14 protein-coding genes and 1 tRNA gene are annotated in these 19,848 nt (G+C 69.6%); 12 read left to right on the forward strand and 3 right to left on the reverse strand.

Features of this window, described 5'->3' with window-relative positions; all coding sequences use genetic code 11:
* Positions 1–63: 63 nt before the first annotated feature.
* A complete protein-coding gene (locus CA982_RS03795; RefSeq protein WP_086534019.1) occupies positions 64–3,816 on the reverse strand; it encodes an ABC transporter ATP-binding protein in 3,753 nt (1,250 codons plus the stop codon).
* A gap of 164 nt (positions 3,817–3,980) precedes the next feature.
* Between CA982_RS03795 and CA982_RS03800 the strand changes: the two genes are divergently transcribed.
* The 4 genes from CA982_RS03800 to nrfD are packed head-to-tail and all read left to right on the forward strand — an operon-like array spanning position 3,981 to position 10,222.
* Complete coding sequence (locus CA982_RS03800) at positions 3,981–4,730, forward strand: IclR family transcriptional regulator (protein WP_086534020.1); 750 nt, start codon at positions 3,981–3,983, stop codon at positions 4,728–4,730.
* Positions 4,731–4,754: 24 nt separating this feature from the next.
* Positions 4,755–8,078 (forward strand): formate dehydrogenase, encoded by a 3,324-nt coding sequence (gene fdh, locus CA982_RS03810; protein ID WP_244176113.1) that lies wholly within the window; start codon positions 4,755–4,757, stop codon positions 8,076–8,078.
* Positions 8,079–9,113: a 4Fe-4S dicluster domain-containing protein gene (locus CA982_RS03815; protein WP_086534023.1), complete on the forward strand. Its 1,035-nt coding sequence runs from the start codon at positions 8,079–8,081 to the stop codon at positions 9,111–9,113.
* Positions 9,110–10,222: an NrfD/PsrC family molybdoenzyme membrane anchor subunit gene (gene nrfD, locus CA982_RS03820; RefSeq protein ID WP_086534024.1), complete on the forward strand. Its 1,113-nt coding sequence runs from the start codon at positions 9,110–9,112 to the stop codon at positions 10,220–10,222. Before CA982_RS03815 ends, nrfD begins: the two co-directional genes overlap by 4 nt.
* 450 nt (positions 10,223–10,672) lie before the next feature.
* Here nrfD and selD read toward each other — a convergent pair whose 3' ends face one another.
* Complete coding sequence (gene selD, locus CA982_RS03825) at positions 10,673–11,662, reverse strand: selenide, water dikinase SelD (protein WP_425269030.1); 990 nt, start codon at positions 11,660–11,662, stop codon at positions 10,673–10,675.
* Between the two features lie 71 nt (positions 11,663–11,733).
* Between selD and CA982_RS03830 the strand changes: the two genes are divergently transcribed.
* The 4 genes from CA982_RS03830 (at position 11,734) to selB (ending at position 15,399) form a co-directional block, all read left to right on the forward strand.
* Positions 11,734–12,024, forward strand: coding sequence for a hypothetical protein (locus tag CA982_RS03830; RefSeq protein WP_167383325.1), 291 nt, complete (start codon positions 11,734–11,736; stop codon positions 12,022–12,024).
* Positions 12,025–12,055: 31 nt separating this feature from the next.
* Positions 12,056–12,150 (forward strand) — tRNA-Sec (locus CA982_RS03835).
* A 97-nt stretch (positions 12,151–12,247) separates the two neighbouring features.
* Positions 12,248–13,564 carry an L-seryl-tRNA(Sec) selenium transferase gene (selA, locus tag CA982_RS03840; protein ID WP_086534027.1) on the forward strand — a complete coding sequence of 439 codons (1,317 nt, stop codon included), beginning with the start codon at positions 12,248–12,250 and terminating at the stop codon, positions 13,562–13,564.
* A 38-nt stretch (positions 13,565–13,602) separates the two neighbouring features.
* Positions 13,603–15,399: a selenocysteine-specific translation elongation factor gene (gene selB / locus CA982_RS03845; RefSeq protein ID WP_086534028.1), complete on the forward strand. Its 1,797-nt coding sequence runs from the start codon at positions 13,603–13,605 to the stop codon at positions 15,397–15,399.
* Positions 15,400–15,436: 37 nt separating this feature from the next.
* Here selB and CA982_RS03850 read toward each other — a convergent pair whose 3' ends face one another.
* Entirely contained in the window at positions 15,437–16,060 is a 624-nt protein-coding gene (locus tag CA982_RS03850) for an acyl-CoA-like ligand-binding transcription factor (protein ID WP_086534029.1), read from the reverse strand.
* Between the two features lie 131 nt (positions 16,061–16,191).
* On the opposite strand from CA982_RS03850, the gene CA982_RS03855 reads away from it, so the two are divergent.
* From CA982_RS03855 to CA982_RS03870, 4 genes are all read left to right on the forward strand, one after another.
* Positions 16,192–17,019 (forward strand): mycofactocin-coupled SDR family oxidoreductase, encoded by an 828-nt coding sequence (locus CA982_RS03855; RefSeq protein ID WP_086534145.1) that lies wholly within the window; start codon positions 16,192–16,194, stop codon positions 17,017–17,019.
* A gap of 13 nt (positions 17,020–17,032) precedes the next feature.
* The gene (locus tag CA982_RS03860) at positions 17,033–17,887 is read left to right on the forward strand and encodes a mycofactocin-coupled SDR family oxidoreductase (RefSeq protein WP_086534030.1); all 855 of its coding nucleotides are present in this window, start codon (positions 17,033–17,035) and stop codon (positions 17,885–17,887) included.
* A gap of 14 nt (positions 17,888–17,901) precedes the next feature.
* Positions 17,902–18,834: an AAA family ATPase gene (locus tag CA982_RS03865; RefSeq protein WP_086534031.1), complete on the forward strand. Its 933-nt coding sequence runs from the start codon at positions 17,902–17,904 to the stop codon at positions 18,832–18,834.
* Between the two features lie 105 nt (positions 18,835–18,939).
* Positions 18,940–19,815, forward strand: coding sequence for a vWA domain-containing protein (locus CA982_RS03870; RefSeq protein WP_086534146.1), 876 nt, complete (start codon positions 18,940–18,942; stop codon positions 19,813–19,815).
* The last annotated feature ends 33 nt before the right edge of the window (positions 19,816–19,848 follow it).

Below are 19,848 nucleotides of genomic sequence, written 5' to 3' on the forward strand. Positions count from 1 at the left end.
CGAGGACTGGGTTACCGCAGACGTTATGTGGACTCAGGCGCCGCGCACACCTCTGGGTTTCCATCAGTTGGAAAGCTTGACAACTTCGCTCAGGGCTGGGTCAGTCGGCGCATAGCTCTCCCACAGATCGCGATACTCACCCGGCCTCGACACCAGATCGGCATGACGCCCGGATTGGACGGCCCGGCCGTCCCGCATCACGACGACCCGGTCCGCCCACGCGGCGGTGGTGAGTCGATGCGCCACGAGAACCGTTGTGCGACTCCGCGCGACGGCTTGCAGTGCGGAGAGCACCTCGGCTTCGGTCCCCGGATCGATGTCTGAGGTCGCCTCGTCGAGGATCAGCAGGTCCGGCTCGACGAGTTCGGCACGCGCGAGACAGATCAGTTGCTGCTGTCCCGCCGACAGCGTGGCCCGGCCCGGCCCCACCGGTGTCTGGTAGCCGAGCGGGAGCGCCGCGATGCTCTCGTGCGCGCCGACCGACCTCGCCGCGCGCTCGATCTCGGCCTGTCCGGCGTCGGGACGCCCGAACGCGATGTTGGACGCGACCGTTCCGGCGAAGAGGTAGGGATCCTGTGGCACGTAGGCGATCCCCGGCCGGGGGCCGGGTGCGCCGGTGTCGCGCAGGTCGACGCCGCCGACCCGGACGACGCCGCGGTCGGGCCGGTAGAACCGCAACAGCAGCTTCATCACGGTGCTCTTGCCCGCGCCGGTGGTGCCGACGACGGCCGCGGTCTCGCCGTCGGGGATGACCAGGTCCAGCCCGTCGAGCGCGGGACGACCCCGCGTCCGCGCCGCCGACGAGTAGCCGAACACCACCCCGTCGAATTCGACTGCCGCGCCGAGTGGTCCGGCGGCGGTACCGGTCGTCGCCGGCCGCACGTTCTGGTCGACGGGGGTGTCGACGGGGGTGTCGAGGAAGCCGCGCATCCGCTGGGTGCCGACCCGAGCCTGAATCCAGAGGTCGAGCACGATCGACAACTGCTGGAGCGGGGTGAAGAACAGATCGACGTAGAGGAGCGCGGCGACCAGCACACCGGTGGTGAGCGTGCCCGCATCCATGAGCTGTGCGCCGACGATCAGGATGAGCGCCTTGGCCACCACCGCGAGCAGGTTCAGGAAGGGGAAGAACACCGAGATGTAGAGCATCGAACGGCGGCGCGCGTCGCGGTAGCGTCGCGAGTGCCCGTCGAAGGCGCCCGCCGCCCACTCCTCGGCGTTGTGCGCCTGGGTGACCCGCACCCGCCCGAGGTGTTCGGAGAGCAGCGCGGTGACGGTCGCGATGCGCGAACGCGCCTGCAGATAGGCGCGATTCGAGCCCCGGACGAAGATCCACGACCCCACGGCGAGCAACGGGATGGTGACAAGCATCGCGGCTGCCAGCCGGAGGTCGAGGAGGGCCAGCACGGCCAGGATGCCGGCACACGTGCACACGTTGACGATCGCGTTGACCATGCCCTGCGTCATCAGCTGACCGACCGCGTCCACATCACTGGTGAGCCGGGTGACGATGCGGCCCGACTGCCGTCCGTCGAAATAGTCGATGCGCAGTCGCTGCAGGTGCCCGAACAGCCGGAGCCGCAGCGCGAAGAGCACGCGCTCGAAGACCCTCGCCGCCCGCAGCGCCAGCACCCACGAGTTCAACCAGGACACCAGCGCGATCACCAGGACGATCGCGCACGTCACCCAGAACACGGTCGTCGCGTCCACCGAGACACCGTTGTCGATGGCGTGGCGGAAGAGGGCGGGGACGGCCAGGGTCGTGGCCGCATCGACGATGACCAGGACGACGCACAGCCCGACGGGCAACCAGAACGGCCGCAGGGAACCGGCCAGGCCGAAGACTCTGGTGCGCGACGACCTCGGCGGCGGACGGTCGTCGCCGGGCGCGGGCACCTCGGTCAGCGGCGGGAGCGCCAGGAGCGCCTCGCGCAGGTGCGAGTCCACCTGCTGGACCTGTTTGCCGCTCTCGTCGGCGTCGAGTCCCAGCCGGGCCCGGACCACCGGATCAGCGCCCGCCTCGTCGACTTCCGGCCAGCTCTCCGGACTCGGGATCGCCTGAGTGTCCGTCTTCACCGAACGCGCGACAGCGGTCGCGCCCCGGATCGCGCCACCGGCCAGGAGCGCCGCGATGCGCGGGTCGGCGAGCACCTCCGCCGGCGGACCGTCGTGGGTGATCCGACCCGATTCGAGGACTATGACCTGGTCGGCGAGTTCGGTCGTCGCGGGCCGACGGGCGATCAGGATCGTCGTCCGGCCGGACATCAGCCCTTCCAGGCTCGCCAACACCGTCCGCTCGGTCGTCGGGTCGAGCGCCGACGTCGTGTCGTCGAGGATCAGTACCGCCGGGTCGGCGAAGAAGGCGCGGGCGAGCGCGATCCGCTGGCGCTGACCGCCCGACAACGAGATCCCGCCGGGTCCGACCACGGTGTCGTAACCCGCGGGCAGCTGCTCGATGAACTCGTCGGCCGCGGCCGCGCGGGCGGCGGCGGCGATTCCGGCGTCGTCGGCCGGGGCACCCATCGCGATGTTCTCGCGGAGGGTGCCCGAGAACAGCAGGCTCTCGTCGAACACCATCATCACCGCCGACCGCACCGACCGCGGCGACACGGCACGCAGATCGGTGCCACCGATCCGCACCGATCCCCGGTCGGGGTCGAACTGGCGGGCGATGAGCGACCCGAGCGTCGTCTTGCCCGCGCCGGACGGACCGATGATCGCCACCCTGCTGCCCGGGGCGATCGAGGTGGTCACACCACGAAGGACGGGGTGACCGCCGAGCGCGAGGTCGACGCCGGTCACCTCGATCGTCCCGCGCGGCGACGGGAGATCCGGACCGGCGGGGTCCATCGCCGGCACCGTGTCCAAGAGCGCGAACACCCGGCGCGCCCCCGACCGCGCGAGCTGCGTCGTCGTCACCATCGCCGCGAGCAGCCTCGCCGGGGGCGCGAACTGCAGCACGTACGAGGCGAACGCCAGGAAGACGCCCACCGAGACGTGCTCGTTCATGGCCAGCCACCCGCCGACGACCAGGACGCCGAGCTGGGTGAAGACGGGGATCGCGACCATCGCCGCGCTCCAGCGGGCCGAGATGCGCGCACTGCGCAGCCGCGACGAGAACAGGCGGGTCCCCCGGGCGCGGAACCGGTCCAGCCGCGCCCCCTCCTGGCCGAAGGCGCGGATCAGTTCGACCCCGGCGATCTCCTCGTCGACCGCCGCGGCGACCTGGCCCAGCAGCACCTGGTCGCCGAACGAGGCGGGATACAGTTCGCGGCGGAGCCGGCGGGTGACCCAGAACAGGACCGGGACACTCGCCGCCACGACGACGAACAGCGGCGGGGACAGGACGAACATCACGACCAGGCCGACCGCGAGCAGGGTGAGGTTGGCGACGAACAGCGGCACCTGGGAGATGAACATCTGGATCAGGTTCAGATCCGACGTCCCCCGCGAGATGACGTCGCCCGCAGCGAGTTCCGCCCGGCGTCGCGCGTCGAGCGCGTGCAGGTGGCGATGGACCGCGACCCGCAGATCGTGCTGCACGTCGACGGCGCACCGGCTGCCGATGTAGCGGCGCAGTGCATGGGAGACGAAGCTCAGCACACCGATGGAGCACAGGACGCAGATCCAGAACGCGAGGGATTGCGTCGGGTCGAGCAGGACATCGTCGACGATGATCTGCTGGACCAGCGGCACCAGGGCCAGCAACCCCTGCCCCACCACCGCCAGCAGGAGCGCCACGGACACCCGGCCGCGGTAGGGACGCACCCACTGCCACAGCCGTCGAAGCCAGCCCGGCCCACTCTCGTCGGTCACACGTCTCCTCGTCGATCTCACGATTGCCCTGATTTCTGAACTGCCGAGCTCGAACCGCGCTGATCCTGATGTCGACGGCCCACTCCGCGAGGAGTATCTTCCGAATAGTGGAAAGTGGCCAGGCCCTGAATCAGGCCGATTTCTAGTCGGGAGGCACAGAGGAGATGGCGGGTTCGGGTGTGCAGACCGTGTCGAGGGCGCTGGCCGTTCTCGGTTGCTTCCGCGGTGGGGACGAGCTCGGTGTCACCGACGTGGCCCGGGCGCAGGGCTTCGCGCTCAGCACGACACACCGTCTGCTGACCGCGCTGGTCGATGCCGGCTTCCTCGAGAAGACCGCGGAGGGCGGCCGATACCGCCTTGGCGGCGCGCTGGCGCAGTACGGCCAGATCGCCTACCGCCAGCACCGGATCTACCTCACCGAACCCCATCTGGAACGGCTCGCGGCCACCACCGGCGCATCGGCCTCGGTCGCGATGCGATACGGCAACGAGGTCGTCCTGCTCGGGACGAGCCGCTGGCGCGAAGCAGAGGGGCACGCGCTCCAGGGCGTCCTGCTGCCGCTGCACGCCTCGGCGCTCGGCAAGGCCCTGCTCGCCTTCTCCCAGGTCGGCCACGACGAACTCGAACGCCTTCCGTATCTGGACGGCACCGACCGTGCCGTCCGGACCGCCGACGAGCTCGCGAAAGAACTGACCCTCACCAGGGAACGGGGCTACGGCTTCAACGACGAGGAGCTGGCGGCCGGCCACCGCACCATCGGACTCCCGATCTTCCCGGCCGATGGTGGCACCGACGTGCGTTTCGCCCTCGGTATCCGGGGCAGCACCGAACTCATGAGCGCCGAACGCATCCCGTTTCTGGTCGACCTCGGCCGGTCCACCGCCCGCGACATCAGCGTCGCCCTGTCGCAGTGAGCGAAGAGGTCTAGACTCGATCCCGTGCCAGCCTTCAGCCCCCTCGAATGGCCGGTGTTCCGCCAGCTGCGGTCGGGCGACGTCTTCGGGCGCGGACCGGCGGTCACGTCGGCGAAGACACGCGGCATCGAGCCGCGCACCGCCACCGCGGACCGGGTGGTCCAGAGCGTGTGCCCGTTCTGCGCGGTCGGCTGCGGGCAGAAGGTGTACGTCAAGGACGAACGAGTGGTCCAGATCGAGGGCGACCCGGACTCCCCGATCTCCCGCGGCCGCCTCTGCCCCAAGGGGGCGTCGAGCGAGCAGCTGGTCAACAACCCGATGCGGCAGACCGCGATTCGTTACCGGGCCCCGTACTCGACCCAGTGGCAGGATCTCGACCGCGACACCGCGATCGACATGATCGCCGACCGTTTCCTCGAGGCCCGGCGCCGCGGATGGCAGGACCGCGACGACGAGGGCCGGCTGCTCCGGCGCACGATGGGTGTCGCCTCGCTCGGCGGCGCCACCCTGGACAACGAAGAGAACTACCTCATCAAGAAGCTCTTCACCGCCGCGGGCGCGATCCAGATCGAGAACCAGGCGCGCATATGACACTCCGCGACGGTTCCCGGTCTGGGGGCCTCGTTCGGACGCGGCGGCGCAACGCAATCACTGCAGGACATGGCCAACGCCGATTGCATCATCCTCATGGGTGGCAACATGGCCGAGGCGCACCCGGTGGGTTTCCAATGGGTGTCGGAGGCGAAGGCCAAGGGCGCGAAGGTCATTCACGTCGATCCTCGCTTCACCCGCACCTCCGCGGTGGCCGACCGGCACATCTCGATCCGGGCCGGGTCTGATGTCGTCCTCCTCGGTGCGCTGATCAACTACGCCATCACGCACGAGAAGTACTTCCGCGAGTACGTCGTCGCGTACACGAACGCGGCGACCCTGATCGCCGAGGACTTCCAGGACACCGAGGACCTCGACGGCCTGTTCTCCGGGTTCGATGCGGAGACCGGCGAGTACGACGCGACCTCCTGGGCGTACGAGGAGCCGACCGCGGCCGCCGACCATCCGACCGGGTCGTCGGGCACCGTCGACTCGCCCGGACATCCCGACGACGGGCCGCGCGTGAAGGACCGCGCCGTGGGTCATGAGCACGGTTCCGGCGGACCGCCACTCGAACACGGCGCGACCGTCCGCGACGACACCCTGGAACACCCGCGCACCGTGTTCCAGATCGTCCGGCGCCACTACTCGCGCTACACCCCCGAGATGGTGCGCGACATGTGCGGGATCTCGTTGCGCGACTTCGACTATCTCGCCCGGGCCGTCACCGACAACTCGGGCCGGGAACGCACCACCTGCTTCGGGTACGCGACCGGCTGGACCCAGCACACCTTCGGCGCCCAGTTCATCCGCGCCGCCTCCGTCCTCCAACTCCTACTGGGCAATGTCGGGCGTCCCGGTGGCGGCATCATGGCGTTGCGTGGGCACGCGAGCATCCAGGGGTCCACGGACATCCCCACTCTGTTCAACCTGTTGCCCGGGTATCTGCCGATGCCCTCGGCGGGCAAACACGACAGCTTCGGCGAGTACATCGACGCGATCACATCGAAGGCCGAGAAGGGTTTCTGGGCCAACGCCGAGGATTACGCGGTGAGTCTGCTCAAGGCGTGGTTCGGCGACTCCGCGACCGCGGAGAACGACTGGTGTTACGACTATCTGCCCCGGCTCACCGGGCCGGCCGGCACCTTCCAGACGACGGTCGACATGCTGGCCGACAAAGTCGACGGCTACTTCGTCCTCGGCCAGAACCCGGCGGTGGGCTCGGCCAACGGCCGCCAGGCGCGGATGGCGATGTCGCATCTCAAATGGCTCGTCGTCCGCGACCTCAACATGATCGAGACGGCGACCTGGTGGAAGGAGGGCCCGGAGATCGAATCCGGCGAACTCCGCACCGAGGACATCGCCACCGAGGTGTTCTTCCTCCCCGCGGCCACTCATGTGGAGAAGGCCGGCTCGTTCACGCAGACCCAGCGCATGGTGCAGTGGCGCCACCAGGCGGTCGAACCGCCGGGTCAGTGCCAGAGCGAGCTGGACTTTTTCTTCGAGCTCGGACGCCGCATCCGCGAACGCCTCGCCGGTTCGACCGACGAACGTGACCGCCCACTGCTCGACGTCACCTGGGACTATCCGCTCGACGAGCACGGCAATCCCGATCCCGAAGCCGTCCTGTCGGAGATCAACGGCTACCACGTGACCGGCGAAGACGCCGGCAAGAACCTCACGTCCTACACCCAGATGAGGCGGGACGGCTCGACCGCGGGCGGATGCTGGATCTACACCGGGGTCTACACCGGCGCGGACACCGACGGGCCGTCGAACTCGGCCGCCCGCCGGGTCCCGCAGGGCGGTGGTGGCGTCACCCAGCACGAGTGGGGCTGGGTGTGGCCGGCGGATCGTCGAATCCTCTACAACCGTGCGTCGGCCGACCCCGACGGCCGGCCGTGGAGCGAACGCAAACGGTATATGGAATGGGACGCCGACGCCGGACGGTGGGTCGGTCCCGACGTACCCGACTTCCCGGTCGACCTGGCGCCCGACGCCCGGCCCGACCCGTCGGTCGGCGGCGTCGAAGCCCTGTGCGGCGATGACCCGTTCGTCATGCAGGCCGACGGCAAGGGCTGGCTCTACGCCCCGCGCGGGCTCGTCGACGGCCCGTTGCCGACGCACTACGAGCCGCAGGAATCCCCGGTGGTCAACGCGCTGTATCCCCAGCAGCAGTCGCCCTCGCGAATCCTGTTCCCGCGCCCGGACAATCTCGACGCGCCCAGTGGTGAGAGCCCCGGTTCCGAGGTGTATCCGTTCGTGTTCACGACGTACCGTCTCACCGAGCACCACACCGCGGGCGGCATGAGTCGCTGGACGCCGTACCTGTCGGAACTGCAGCCGGAGATGTTCTGCGAGATCTCCCCCGAACTCGCGGAGCAGCGCGGTCTGACCAACGAGGGCTGGGCGACGATCGTCTCGCCGCGCGGCGCGATCGAGGCGCGGGTACTCGTGACCGACCGCATGCTGCCGCTGACGATCAACGGCAGGCAAGTGCATCAGGTGGGGCTCCCCTACCACTGGGGCGTCGGTTCCGACGCCGTCGTCAGCGGTGATGCCGCCAACGACCTGATCGGGGTCACACTGGATCCGAACGTGCAGATCCAGGAGTCCAAGGTGGGCTCCTGCGACGTCATCGCCGGGCGCCGGCCGCAGGGCCGGGCACTGCTCGACCTGGTGCGTGCCCATCAGGAGCGCGCGGGGGTCACGGTGGAGACCGACAACCAGCACATCACCGGGAAGGCGGACGAGTAGATGGGGCAGCTGTCCGGACCATCCGATCCCAGCGCCGACGCACACTGGAGCACCCACGAGGAGCGCAAGGGGTTCTTCACCGACACCTCGATCTGTATCGGCTGCAAGGCCTGTGAGGTGGCGTGCAAGGAGTGGAACGGCAACCCGCGCGACGGCGACCTCGCGCTCACCGGGATGTCGTACGACAACACCGTGGCGCTCGGCGCGAGTACCTGGCGTCACGTCGCCTTCGTCGAACAGACCGCCGACCGCATCGCCGAGGCCCGCGACTCCGGCCGCATGCTCGTCGGACTCGGGATGCCCGCGATGCCCTCCTCACCGTCGGGCGAGCCCTCCTCTCCGCTGGTTGAGCCGGCGAGGAGCGGAGCGACGAGCCGAGTCGAAACCACTCCCCCCGACACCCCCGAGTTCCGCTGGCTGATGTCGTCGGACGTCTGCAAGCACTGCACGCACGCCGGGTGCCTCGACGTCTGTCCGACGGGCGCGCTGTTCCGCACCGAGTTCGGCACCGTGGTGATCCAGGACGACGTCTGCAACGGCTGCGGAACGTGCGTGGCCGGATGCCCGTTCGGCGTCGTCGAGCGTCGTGCCGACGGCACCGCCGCCCCGACGACCCGTTCCGGCGAACGCAAGGGGGAGCAGCCCGAGGTGCCCAAACGCGGTGTCGCGCAGAAGTGCACGCTCTGTTACGACCGGTTGCTCGACGACGAGACACCGGCCTGCGCGAAGACCTGCCCGACCACGTCGATCAAGTTCGGCGACCACGACGATCTCGTCGACGACGCGCACGCCCGCGTCCGGGCGCTGCACGAGCAGGGCATGACCGAGGCGCGGCTCTACGGCGCCAACCCGAACGACGGTGTCGGCGGCACCGGATCGGTGTTCCTGCTGCTCGACGAACCAGAGGTCTACGGACTGCCGCCGGACCCGCGGGTGTGCACCGCGGACCTGCCGGCCATGTACAAACGCGCCGGGATCGCCGCGGCCGGGATGCTCGCCGCCGCCGCACTCTCGTTCGTGCGGGGCGGCCGATGACCTCGTCGGAGTTCGACTCGTTCCGCCCGCCGGAGCCGCCCCGGCGGCGCGGGCGGGGTTTCGGCCGCGGCGGACAGCGCAAGCCACGCAAGAACGTCGGCCAGGGCTACGGCAACCGCGAGATGTCGATGGTGCCCGACGCCGAATTCACCTCGTACTATGGGCATCCCGTCGTCAAGCCGCCACCATGGGACGAAAAGGTGGCCGCCTACCTGTTTCTCGGTGGCGTCGCCGGCGGTTCGGGAGTGTTGGCCGCCGGCGCACAACTCACCGGGCGGGACACCCTGCGACGCAACGCCCGCCTCGGCGGTCTGGGCGCCGTGGGCCTGGGCGCGATCGCGCTCGTCGCCGACCTCGGCCGGCCCGACCGGTTCTACAACATGCTGCGCACGTTCAAGGTGACGTCACCGATGAGCGTCGGTTCGTGGATCCTGTCGGCGTTCAGTGGTGCGCTCGGCGTGGCCGCGGTCGGCGAGATCGACCGGATGACCGGGGCGCGCCTGCCGCTCGGACCCCTGCGTCCGGTGTTGCGCGCCGTCGAGGCCCCAGCCGGGCTCGCCGCCGGCCTCGCCGGTCCGCCGCTCGCGGTCTACACCGCGGTGCTGCTCTCCGACACCGCCGTGCCGACCTGGAACGCCATGCACCGGGATCTGCCGTTCGTGTTCGTCAGTTCCGCGAGCCTGGCGTCGAGCGGGCTGGCCCTGGTCACCACGGCGACCGAGCAGGCCGGGCCGGCACGCACGCTGGCCGCGATCGGCGTGGTGGGCGACCTCGCCGCGACGCGTCTGATGGAACACCGGATGGACCCGGTGACCACCGAACCGATGCACGACGGCACCGCGGGCAAGCTCCTGCGCTGGAGCGAGCGACTGGCCGTGGCCGGCGGTGTGGGCGCGCTGTTCAGCGGTCGATCCCGGCCGCTGGCCGTCGCCTCGGGACTCGCACTGCTCACCGCATCGGCCTGCACCCGATTCGGCGTCTTCGACGCCGGCATCGAGTCGGCCAAGAACCCGCGCTACACGATCGAGCCGCAGAAGCGCCGCCTCGCGGCCCGTCGCGCGGCGGGGATCACCGACGACTCGATCACCACCGGGCCGCCCGCGCCCTGAGCACACCCCTCTCTGAGGAGCGCCCGGAGCGTGCGGAGGGCGCCTCACCCACCGCTCCCTGAGGTGCGAGGAGCGCCCGGAGCGTGCGGAGGGCGCCTCACCCACCGCTCCCTGAGGAGCGCCCGGAGCGTGCGGAGGGCGCCTCACCCACCGCTCCCTGAGGAGCGCCCGGAGCGTGCGGAGGGCGCCTCACCCACCGCTCCCTGAGGAGCGCCCGGAGCTTGCGGAGGGCGCGTCACGAAGGGTCTGCGTTGCCTCTCACCAGGACCCTTCGAGACGCTCGCACGCTCGCTCCTCAGGGAGCGGAGGTCTTTCGCGGTCCACGACGGCTCCCAGGCCGCAGATACCGAGGTGCGAGGAGCGCCCGACCCACTGCTCCCTGAGGTGCGGGGAGCGCCCGACCCACTGCTCCCTGAGGTGCGAGGAGCGCAAGCGACGAGCCACGAAGGGTCAGCGCAACGTGATCCCGAAGCCCGCCACGGTCTCGCCGATCACCGGATAGCCCGGGACCTCGCCGACCACGAGCAGCCCGCCCGAGGTCTGTGCGTCCGCCAGGAACAGCAGGTCGTCCTCGGCGACGCCCGGGTCGACCGTCAGATGCGGACGCACCCAGTCGAGGTTGCGACGGGTGCCACCGGAGACGAAACCGTCCCGAAGCGCCTGCGCCGCGCCGTCGACCGCGGGTACCGCACCGCGCTCGAGGACCGCGCCGACGCCCGATGCGCGGCACAGTTTGTGCAGGTGCCCGAGCAGACCGAAGCCGGTCACGTCGGTCGCCGCGCGGACGCCGGCCGCGACCGCGGCTGTCGATGCATCGCGATTGAGCGTCGTCATCAGGGCGATCGCCTCGTCGAACACCTCACCGGTCTGCTTGTGCCGGTTGTTCAACAGTCCGACGCCGATCGGTTTGGTCAGGGTGATGGGCAACCCCGGCTCGGCCGCGTCGTTGCGCAACAGCCGGTCGGGTTCGGCCACCCCGGTCACCGCCATGCCGTACTTGGGTTCCGGATCGTCGATGGTGTGCCCGCCGATCACCGGACAGGCGGCCTGCGCCCCGACGTCGAGACCGCCGCGCAGCACCTCGGTCATCAGCTCCATCGGCAGTACCTCCCGCGGCCAGCCGACCAGGTTGATCGCGACGACGGGGGTACCGCCCATGGCATAGATGTCGGACAGGGCGTTCGCGGCGGCGATGCGACCCCAGTCGTAGGGATCGTCGACGACCGGGGTGAAGAAGTCGGCGGTGGAGAGCACCGCGAGGTCGTCGCGGATGCGTACCGCGGCGGCGTCGTCGCCGTCGTCGAGTCCGACGATGATGTCGTCGCCGACCTGGCCGGTGAGCCCGGCGACCGCCTGCTCGAGCTCGCCCGGCGGGATCTTGCACGCGCATCCACCCCCGTGGGCGTAGCCGGTCAGTCGGATGGGTGTCTCGTTCCGCACGGTCACCGTGTCGAGGGTAGCCCTCCGGCAATCTCCGATGCGGTCCTCCGGCGATCGCTACCATCGGGCTCATGAGGCAAGCAGACGGCGAGTACTACGTCACGGCCGGCGAGCTGCAGGCGTTCTGGGAATCCGGTCACGACTACTGGTACATGCGGGAGGACGGGTCGACCGACCTGTACGCCGACGAACTCGATATCACCCACGGCTGGCCCATCTTCCTGATGAAGCGCGATGACGACTGGTTTATGAAGTGGGACGGCGATTTTCAGCGTGCCGTCGATGACGATCTCAACCCGAAACTGATCCGCCACTTCGAAGAACTCATCACCCAGGGCAACTGGCCGCACCAGCAGGACTGACCCACCGGGCGTCGGATAGGTTGGAACGCATGGAGGCGTATGGGTCCTGGTGGGCTCCCCGGTCTTCAAAACCGAGGAGGTCGAGTATCTCGGCCTGGCGGGTTCGATTCCCGTCCGCCTCCGCCACCCGGTCCCCCACACGAACCCGCCGGCCGCGCCGGTGACGAGCGAAGCGAGAGCCACCCACCGCCGGCTGAGCCGGTGACGAGCGAAGCGAGGAGCCGTGTCGAAGCCCCCCGTCACCGATCCACGTCGCCGGATTCCGCGAACCGACACCCTGCTGGCCCTTCCCGCGGTGTCCGACGCGCGAGTGCGTTTGGGCGACAACGCGATCCGCGACATCATCCGCCGGACGCAGGACTCCGCACGCCGCGGCGACACACCACCTGAGGATGTCGAGCGGATCATCGTCGAGTCGGTGAGTGGGTCGTACGCGTCGTCGTCCCGCGCGGTGCTCAACGCGACCGGCGTCGTCGTGCACACGAACCTCGGACGAGCGCCGCTGTCGCCCGCGGCGCTCGACGCCGTCGTCGCGGCGTCGGGGTATGTGGACGTGGAACTCGATCTCGAGACCGGCGCCCGGTCGAAACGCGGTGCGACCACCCGCGCCGCCCTGCTACGCGCCTGCCCCGCGGCCGGCGACGCGCTGATGGTGAACAACGGTGCGGCCGCGCTGGTACTGGCGACCACGGCGCTGGCGGCCGGGCGCGCGGTGGTGATCAGTCGTGGCGAGATGATCGAGATCGGCGCGGGTTTCCGGCTCACCGAGCTGATCGCATCCACCGGTGCACGCCTGTACGAGGTCGGCACGACCAACCGGACCCATGCACACGACTACGCCGATGCGCTCACCTCCGACGATGTCGGGGCCATCCTGAAGGTGCATCCGAGCAACTTCCGGGTCGAGGGTTTCACCAGCGAGACCTCGCTCGCCGAATTGCGCACCCTCGGCCGGGCGTACGGCGTGCCTGTCGTCGCCGACATCGGCAGCGGACTCCTGCAACCGGACCCGCTGCTGCCCGACGAACCCGACGCGACGACGACACTCGACTCCGGTGCCGACCTCGTCATCGCCAGCGGCGACAAACTGCTGGGCGGACCGCAGGCCGGACTCCTTTTCGGCGACGCCGCGCTCGTGCAGCGTCTGGCGAAACATCCACTCGCACGGGCGGTTCGTGCGGACAAGCTCGCGCTCGCCGCGATGGAGGCGACCGTCGGCGGGCCGCGGCCGCCGGTCTGGAACCATCTGCACGCCGACCCCGGGGCCCTTCGCGTGCGGGCCGAATCCCTGGGTGCAGCAGTCGGTTTCCCCGTCGTCGCGCATGACGGCCGGGTCGGTGGTGGCGGCGCGCCCGGCGTTCCGTTGCCCGGTTGGGCCATACGGCTTCCGGTGGCGACGGCTGCACGCCTGCGCCTCGGCGAACCGGCGGTCCTGCCCCGCGTTCACGACGACGCATGCCTGGTGGATCTGCGCTGCGTTCCCGAGGCCGACGACCCCCGGGTGCTCGCGGCGATCCGGCGCGCGCTGGACGAGCCGTGAAGCCCGGATCGTGACGTGCTGCTCATGAAGTACTGCCCGTGAAGTACGTCGTCGCCACCGCCGGACACGTGGACCACGGCAAGTCCACACTCGTGCGGGCATTGACCGGCATCGAACCGGACCGATGGGATGAGGAACGACGCCGCGGCCTGACGCTAGATCTCGGCTTCGCCTGGACCACTCTGCCTTCGGGGGCCGACGTGGCCTTCGTCGACGTCCCCGGCCACGAGCGATTCATCCCCAACATGCTGGCCGGACTGGGACCGGCACCGGTCGTCCTGTTCGTCGTCGCCGCCGACGAGGGATGGAGCGCCCAGTCCGACGATCACCGCGACGCGGTCGCCGCGCTCGGCATCGACGCCGGACTCCTGGTCGTGACCCGGGCCGACCGCGCATCGACCCGCCGCATCCACGAGGTGATCGACGAGGCGCGACGCCGGCTGAGCGGCACCGGTCTCGCCGACGCGCCCGCGGTGGTGGTGTCGGCACCCCACCTGATCGGGATCGACGAACTGCGCGCGACACTCGACGACGTTCTGGCGCAGTCACCGTCGCCACCGATCTCCGGTCGTGTCCGGTTCTGGATCGACCGGGTCTTCACCCGCACCGGCGCGGGCACCGTCGTCACCGGCACCCTGGCGTCGGGGACAATCACCGTCGGCGACACCCTGGACCTGCTCACGTCCGACGGTCTGTGCCGCGTCGACGTCCGCGGATTACAGAGCGAGGGTACGGCTCTCGCGGCCGCCGGTCCGATCAGCCGGGTCGCGGTCAACCTCCGCGGTGTCGGCGTCGACGACGTCTCCCGTGGCTACGCACTGGTGACGCCCGGCGCATGGCACTCCTCCGCGGTCGCCGATGTCCGTCGCGTGAGCGGTACGCGCTTCGACGAGGCGCCCGAACATCTCGTCGCGCACATCGGCACCGCTGCGCTACCGGCTCGGTTGCGACCCCTCGATGGGGACCACGCACGCCTGACCCTCGCTCGCCCCGTGCCGATGTCGCGGGGCGATCGCGTGGTCCTCCGCGATCCGGGCCGGCGGATCGTCGGCGGCGGCGTCGTGATGCATCCCGACCCCCCGGCGCTGACCCGGCGCGGCGACGCGGCCCGACGCGCGGCCACACTGGCGGCCATGCCCGACGATGCCGGAGCCGCGGACGAGGTCGCCAGGCTCGGCGCCATCCGCGTCGTCGATCTGGCGCGTCTCGGTCTCGTCGACGAGGCGGAAACCGCCGCTCCCGTGGGCGTCCGGGTGATCGGCGAGTGGTGGGTGGCCGAATCCGCCCTCACCGTATGGGCGGAACGGCTCCGCGCCGCCCTTCTCGACCTGCACGGCCGGGACCCGTTGTCGGCGGGGCTCTCCGCGGCCGGCGCGCCCGCGCTCGTGGGACTTCCGGACGCGACGTTGCTGGCAGCCGTCGTCGACCGCGCAGGACTGACGTCATCCGACGGCCACCTCGCGATCCCGGGTCACCGCCCGTCCCTCGGCGATGCGGAGGACGCAGTCCGCGCACTGGAGCGCCGGCTCGCCGACGACCCGTTCCGCGCTCCCGAGGCCGACGACCTGGCCGCACTCGGCCTGGGCGCCCGGGAACTCGCCGCCGCCGAGCACACGGGCCGAATCCTCCGGCTGCGCGACGGAGTCGTGTTGCTGCCGACCGCCCCTGCCCTGGCCATGCGCACCCTCGCCTCGCTCCAGCAGCCGTTCACCACCAGCGCCGCCCGTCAGGCGCTGCGAACCACCCGGCGCGTGGCGATTCCGCTCCTGGAGCACCTCGACTCCCGCAGCTGGACAAGGCGGATCGACGCCGGGCACCGCGAGGTCGCGCGCTGAATTCGGGGGTTGCAGCTCCGTCCCGGACTGTGCCGCCTCACAGGTCGGACGGTGGCCCCGGCACCATCAGCTCGAACATGCGCCGAAGACAGTGCCCGAGCTCGAGATCGTCTCGTCGGAGCCACATCTCGTGCGCGGCAGATGATCCGGCGATGACAGCGTATGCCACCGCGGTGGGGTACGCGTCGTCGCCACCATAGGCAGCACGCATCCGGACGTGGTCGGCGATGACCGTCCGCCATTGCCGGTAGACGACATTCGCCTGCGCCTGCACCGCGGGCACACTGAGGATGAGTTGCGCCCGATGACGCGCCCACCGCTCTTCGGCTCGGCCGTGATCGATCGCCGCGATGAACGCGTCGGTCACCGTCAGGTGGGGTGGCGTGTCGGTGGACGCCGCTGCGACGAGCCGACGGAAGTGATCGAGTTCGGCTGCCGACTCCACCCACACCACGTCGGCTTTCGTCGGGAAGTAGCGAAAGAAGGTCCGGCGGCTGACTCCCGCCGCATCGGCGATGTCGCCCACGCTCGTCTTCTCGAAGCCGCGCTCGAGGAACAATTCCTGCGCTCGGGCGGCGAGCGCATGCGCGCTGGTCGTGGCGGGTCGGCCGCCCCGGTCGGCGCGCACCTCCTCAGACCGTGCGGTTTTCATGTCCGCCATCGTGTCACCCCCGCCGGCCCCAGTCGCCTGACACCGGAAAAGTCGGTTTCGACACCGTTATGGCACGCTGTGACATATCGTCGTCGATGAGACGTGCATCACTGATGGCACGTCGTATCGAAGGGATCACCATGGGCAAACTCGAGGGCAAAGTCGCCTTCATCACCGGAGCTGCACGCGGCCAGGGACGCAGTCACGCCATACGCCTGGCCCAGGAGGGTGCCGACATCATCGCGGTCGACGTCTCCCAGCAGGTCGACACCGTCCCCTACGACACCGCCCGGCCGGGCGACCTCGAGGAGACCGTGCGCGAGGTGGAGGCACTCGACCGACGGATCGTCGCGACCGAGGCGGATGTGCGTGACCTTTCCGCGCTACAGCAGGCCGCCGACAACGGGGTGGCACAGCTCGGTCGCATCGACATCGTCCTCGCCAACGCCGGCATCAGCACCATGGCACCCACTCTCGAGATGGACGAGACCATGTGGCAGACCATGATCGACATCAATCTGACCGGTGTGTGGAAGACCGTTCGCGCGGCCGCACCGCATATCGTCGCCGGCGGACGCGGCGGTTCGATCGTGCTGACCAGTTCACTCGCCGCGATGTGGGCCAACGAGAACATCGCGCACTACTCCGCCGCCAAGGCCGGGTTGATCGGCATGATGCAGGTCCTCGCGAAAGAGCTTGCACCGCAGAGCATCCGCGTCAACACCGTACACCCGACCACCGTGGCGACCGAGATGATTCTCAACGACGCAACCTACCGACTCTTCCGTCCCGACGTCGAGCAACCCACCCGCGCCGACTTCGAGGAAGCCGCCCGCCAACTGAACAGGCTGCCGGTGTCCATGGTCAAGCCGGTCGACATCTCGAACGCGATCCTCTACCTCGTCTCCGACGACGGTCGTTACGTCACCGGAACCACTCACGTCGTCGACGCCGGCGGACGACTGTAGGAGGGGCACCGACATGGGACTTCTGGACGGCAAGACCGTACTCATCACCGGCGGAGCGCGCGGCCAGGGTCGCGCGCACGCGCTCACCTCGGCCCGTGAGGGCGCAGACGTGATCCTGCTCGACATCACCCGCCAACTCGACTCCGTCGAATATCCCTTGGCGACAGCAGATGACATGACCGAGACCGTGCGTCAGGTCGAAGCGCTCGACCGCCGGGCCCTGACCTTCGACGCCGATGTCCGCGATCAGACACAACTCGACGACGCGGTGGCGGCAGCAATCGCGGAGTTCGGAAAGATCGACGTCCTCATCGCCAACGCCGGCATCTGGACCCGCGCTCCGTTCTGGGAGATGTCGGAACAGATGTGGTCGGACATGATGGACGTCAACCTCACCGGGGTGTGGAAGTCCGCCAAAGCGGTTGCACCGCACATGATCGAGCGGCAGAGCGGATCGATCGTCATCACGTCGTCGGTCAACGGACTCGAACCCGGCATGAACTACGCGCACTACGTGGCCACGAAGCACGGCGTGATCGGGCTGATGAAGAACATCGCGCTCGAGCTCGCACCCCACGGAATCCGCTGCAACTCCATCAATCCGGGCGCCATCCGCACCCCGATGACCGATCAGCAGGGCGCGTGGGACATGTTCGCCGGCCACGAGGGCGGCACCCCCGACGACCTGGTCGAAGGCGGTTATCACTTCCACGCACTCAAGGGACACTCGTTCATGCCACCCGAGGTGATCGCGGACACCGCTCTGTATCTGAACTCGGACCTGGCGGCGTCGGTCACGGGTGTGACGATCCCGGTGGATGCCGGCCACCTTCTCCTCACTGGGGTCAACCAGGAACCGGTCAGGTGACCAGGCTTCGGCCGATGGAGACCCACGGCCTCGCGGCGATCCGGACACGGATCGCCGCCGAGGTCGTCGGCCGCGATCGCGAGTTGGACCTCGTGCTGGCCGCCGTCGCCGCCGGCCGGGATCTGATCCTGGAAGGCCCACCCGGCACATCCAAGAGCACACTGCTGCGGTCGATCACCGCCGACTGGGGCATCCCGCTGGTCCTGGTCGAGGGCAATGCCGACCTGACCCCCGGGCGCCTGGTGGGGCACCACAATCCGGCACGGGTCGTGCGCGAGGACTACTCCGCGGACAACTTCGTCGACGGCCCGCTGATCGAGGCCATGCGCGCGGGCGGATTCCTCTATGTCGAGGAGTTCAACCGGGCACCCGAGGACACCATCGACACGCTGCTCACCGCGATGGCCGAAGGCACCATCACCGTTCCGCGCGTCGGCACCATCACCGCCCAGCCCAGTTTTCGCATCGTGGCGTCGATGAATCCCTTCGACAATGTCGGCACGACGCGACTGTCGACCTCGGTCTACGATCGCATGTGCCGTCTGGTCGTCGACTACCAGGATGACGTGGCGGAGCGGGAGATCGTCTCGCGCAGAACAGGAGTGACGTCAGCTCAAATGGTCGCGGACGCCGTCGGCGTCACCCGCGACACGCGTCGACACGACGCCGTCCGCCAAGGCAGCAGCGTACGTGGCGCCATCGACACCGCACTCCTCGCGCATCAACTGTGCGAGATGCGCGGCATCGCCGTCCCGGCGGACGATGCGATCGCAGCGCCACGCGACCTACCGGAGGCGTACACCGCCACCTTCCTCGACGCCATGCAGGTAGCCCTGTCCGGACGGATCCATCTCGACGACACCGCTTTCACCACCGCCGAACAGGTGCTCGGCGAGATCTGGCAGAACCACTTCCTTCTGGCGCCGGCGGCGGCAGAACCGGGTTGAAGGGCGGTCGACGCAGATTCGCCACTCCGGCGCGACTCGGTGGCCCAGCGGGCCCGCCGTCGGAAACCGCTGCGGCGCAATCCCAAGCAATTGTCGGAGAGTCCGATCTTGCTCGGGCCCGCCGGTCAAGGCAGCGCCGTCGCCCCGATAGGGCGACGTGGCCGGAACCCTGACATCCCCCGCGGGACGTCGGGTGCGCTCGTCGCCATCACCGGCGACACCGGTGCGCGCGACGACGCCTCCGCTGCGGCACAATCGGACTCGGTTGCACGTGAACGGGCCGTCCAGCTCGCGAGACGGCTCCGACTCGCACGCCCGGTGGACGTACGGAAAGCACGCCGCGGCGCGAACGGAACCCTGACGACCCAGCGATGGCGGGGCAGCTCCGACGAGCTCGACCTCGATGCGACACTCGAGGCGCTCATCGGCAACCCGATTCCCGAGGACGACGACATCCACGTGCGCGAGCGGGTCCGGCGCCGGCGTTCCATCGTGCTCGCCGTGGACGTGTCCGGCTCGACCCGTGGCGAGCAGGTCCGCACCGCGGCAGCTACCGCCGGTGCCCTCGCCGGTGAGCTCGGTCGCGACGACCTCGCCGTCATCGCCTTCTGGTCCGACGCCGCGCTCATCGTCCCCCTCGGCCGGCCGGTCACCACCGAGCGTCTCGTCGACGAACTCCTCGCGCTACCCGCACAGGGCCTGACCAATGTGTCATTCCCGTTGCAGATCGCCGTGGAACAGTTGGCCGGCGCATCCAAGGCAGACGCTCGCGTGATCCTGTTGAGCGACTGCGTCCACAACGCCGGACCCGACCCCCGGGACGTGGCCGGCCGGTTACCCCGCCTCGATGTGCTGCTCGACATCTCCGGTGAACACGACGCCGAACTCGCACAAGACCTGGCGCTCATCGGTCGAGGCCGGTGCCGGCCGATCCGGGGTCACCACGACGTGGTGCCCGCTCTCCAGGCGATCTTCACCTAGGCGGTGGCGCGGTGACCGCCTGTCGGGTAGATC

This window comes from Gordonia lacunae (assembly GCF_002149015.1).
GTDB classification, from domain to species: domain Bacteria; phylum Actinomycetota; class Actinomycetes; order Mycobacteriales; family Mycobacteriaceae; genus Gordonia; species Gordonia lacunae.

Excerpts from the sequence above, each read along its gene's own strand:
- nrfD (WP_086534024.1), top strand. The coding sequence starts at position 9,110 with ATGACCTCGTCGGAGTTCGACTCGTTCCGCCCGCCGGAGCCGCCCCGG.
- CA982_RS03850 (WP_086534029.1), bottom strand. The coding sequence starts at position 16,060 with ATGGCGGACATGAAAACCGCACGGTCTGAGGAGGTGCGCGCCGACCGG.
- CA982_RS03865 (WP_086534031.1), top strand. The coding sequence starts at position 17,902 with ATGGAGACCCACGGCCTCGCGGCGATCCGGACACGGATCGCCGCCGAG.
- CA982_RS03860 (WP_086534030.1), top strand. The coding sequence starts at position 17,033 with ATGGGACTTCTGGACGGCAAGACCGTACTCATCACCGGCGGAGCGCGC.
- CA982_RS03855 (WP_086534145.1), top strand. The coding sequence starts at position 16,192 with ATGGGCAAACTCGAGGGCAAAGTCGCCTTCATCACCGGAGCTGCACGC.
- CA982_RS03800 (WP_086534020.1), top strand. The coding sequence starts at position 3,981 with ATGGCGGGTTCGGGTGTGCAGACCGTGTCGAGGGCGCTGGCCGTTCTC.
- CA982_RS03815 (WP_086534023.1), top strand. The coding sequence starts at position 8,079 with ATGGGGCAGCTGTCCGGACCATCCGATCCCAGCGCCGACGCACACTGG.
- CA982_RS03830 (WP_167383325.1), top strand. The coding sequence starts at position 11,734 with ATGAGGCAAGCAGACGGCGAGTACTACGTCACGGCCGGCGAGCTGCAG.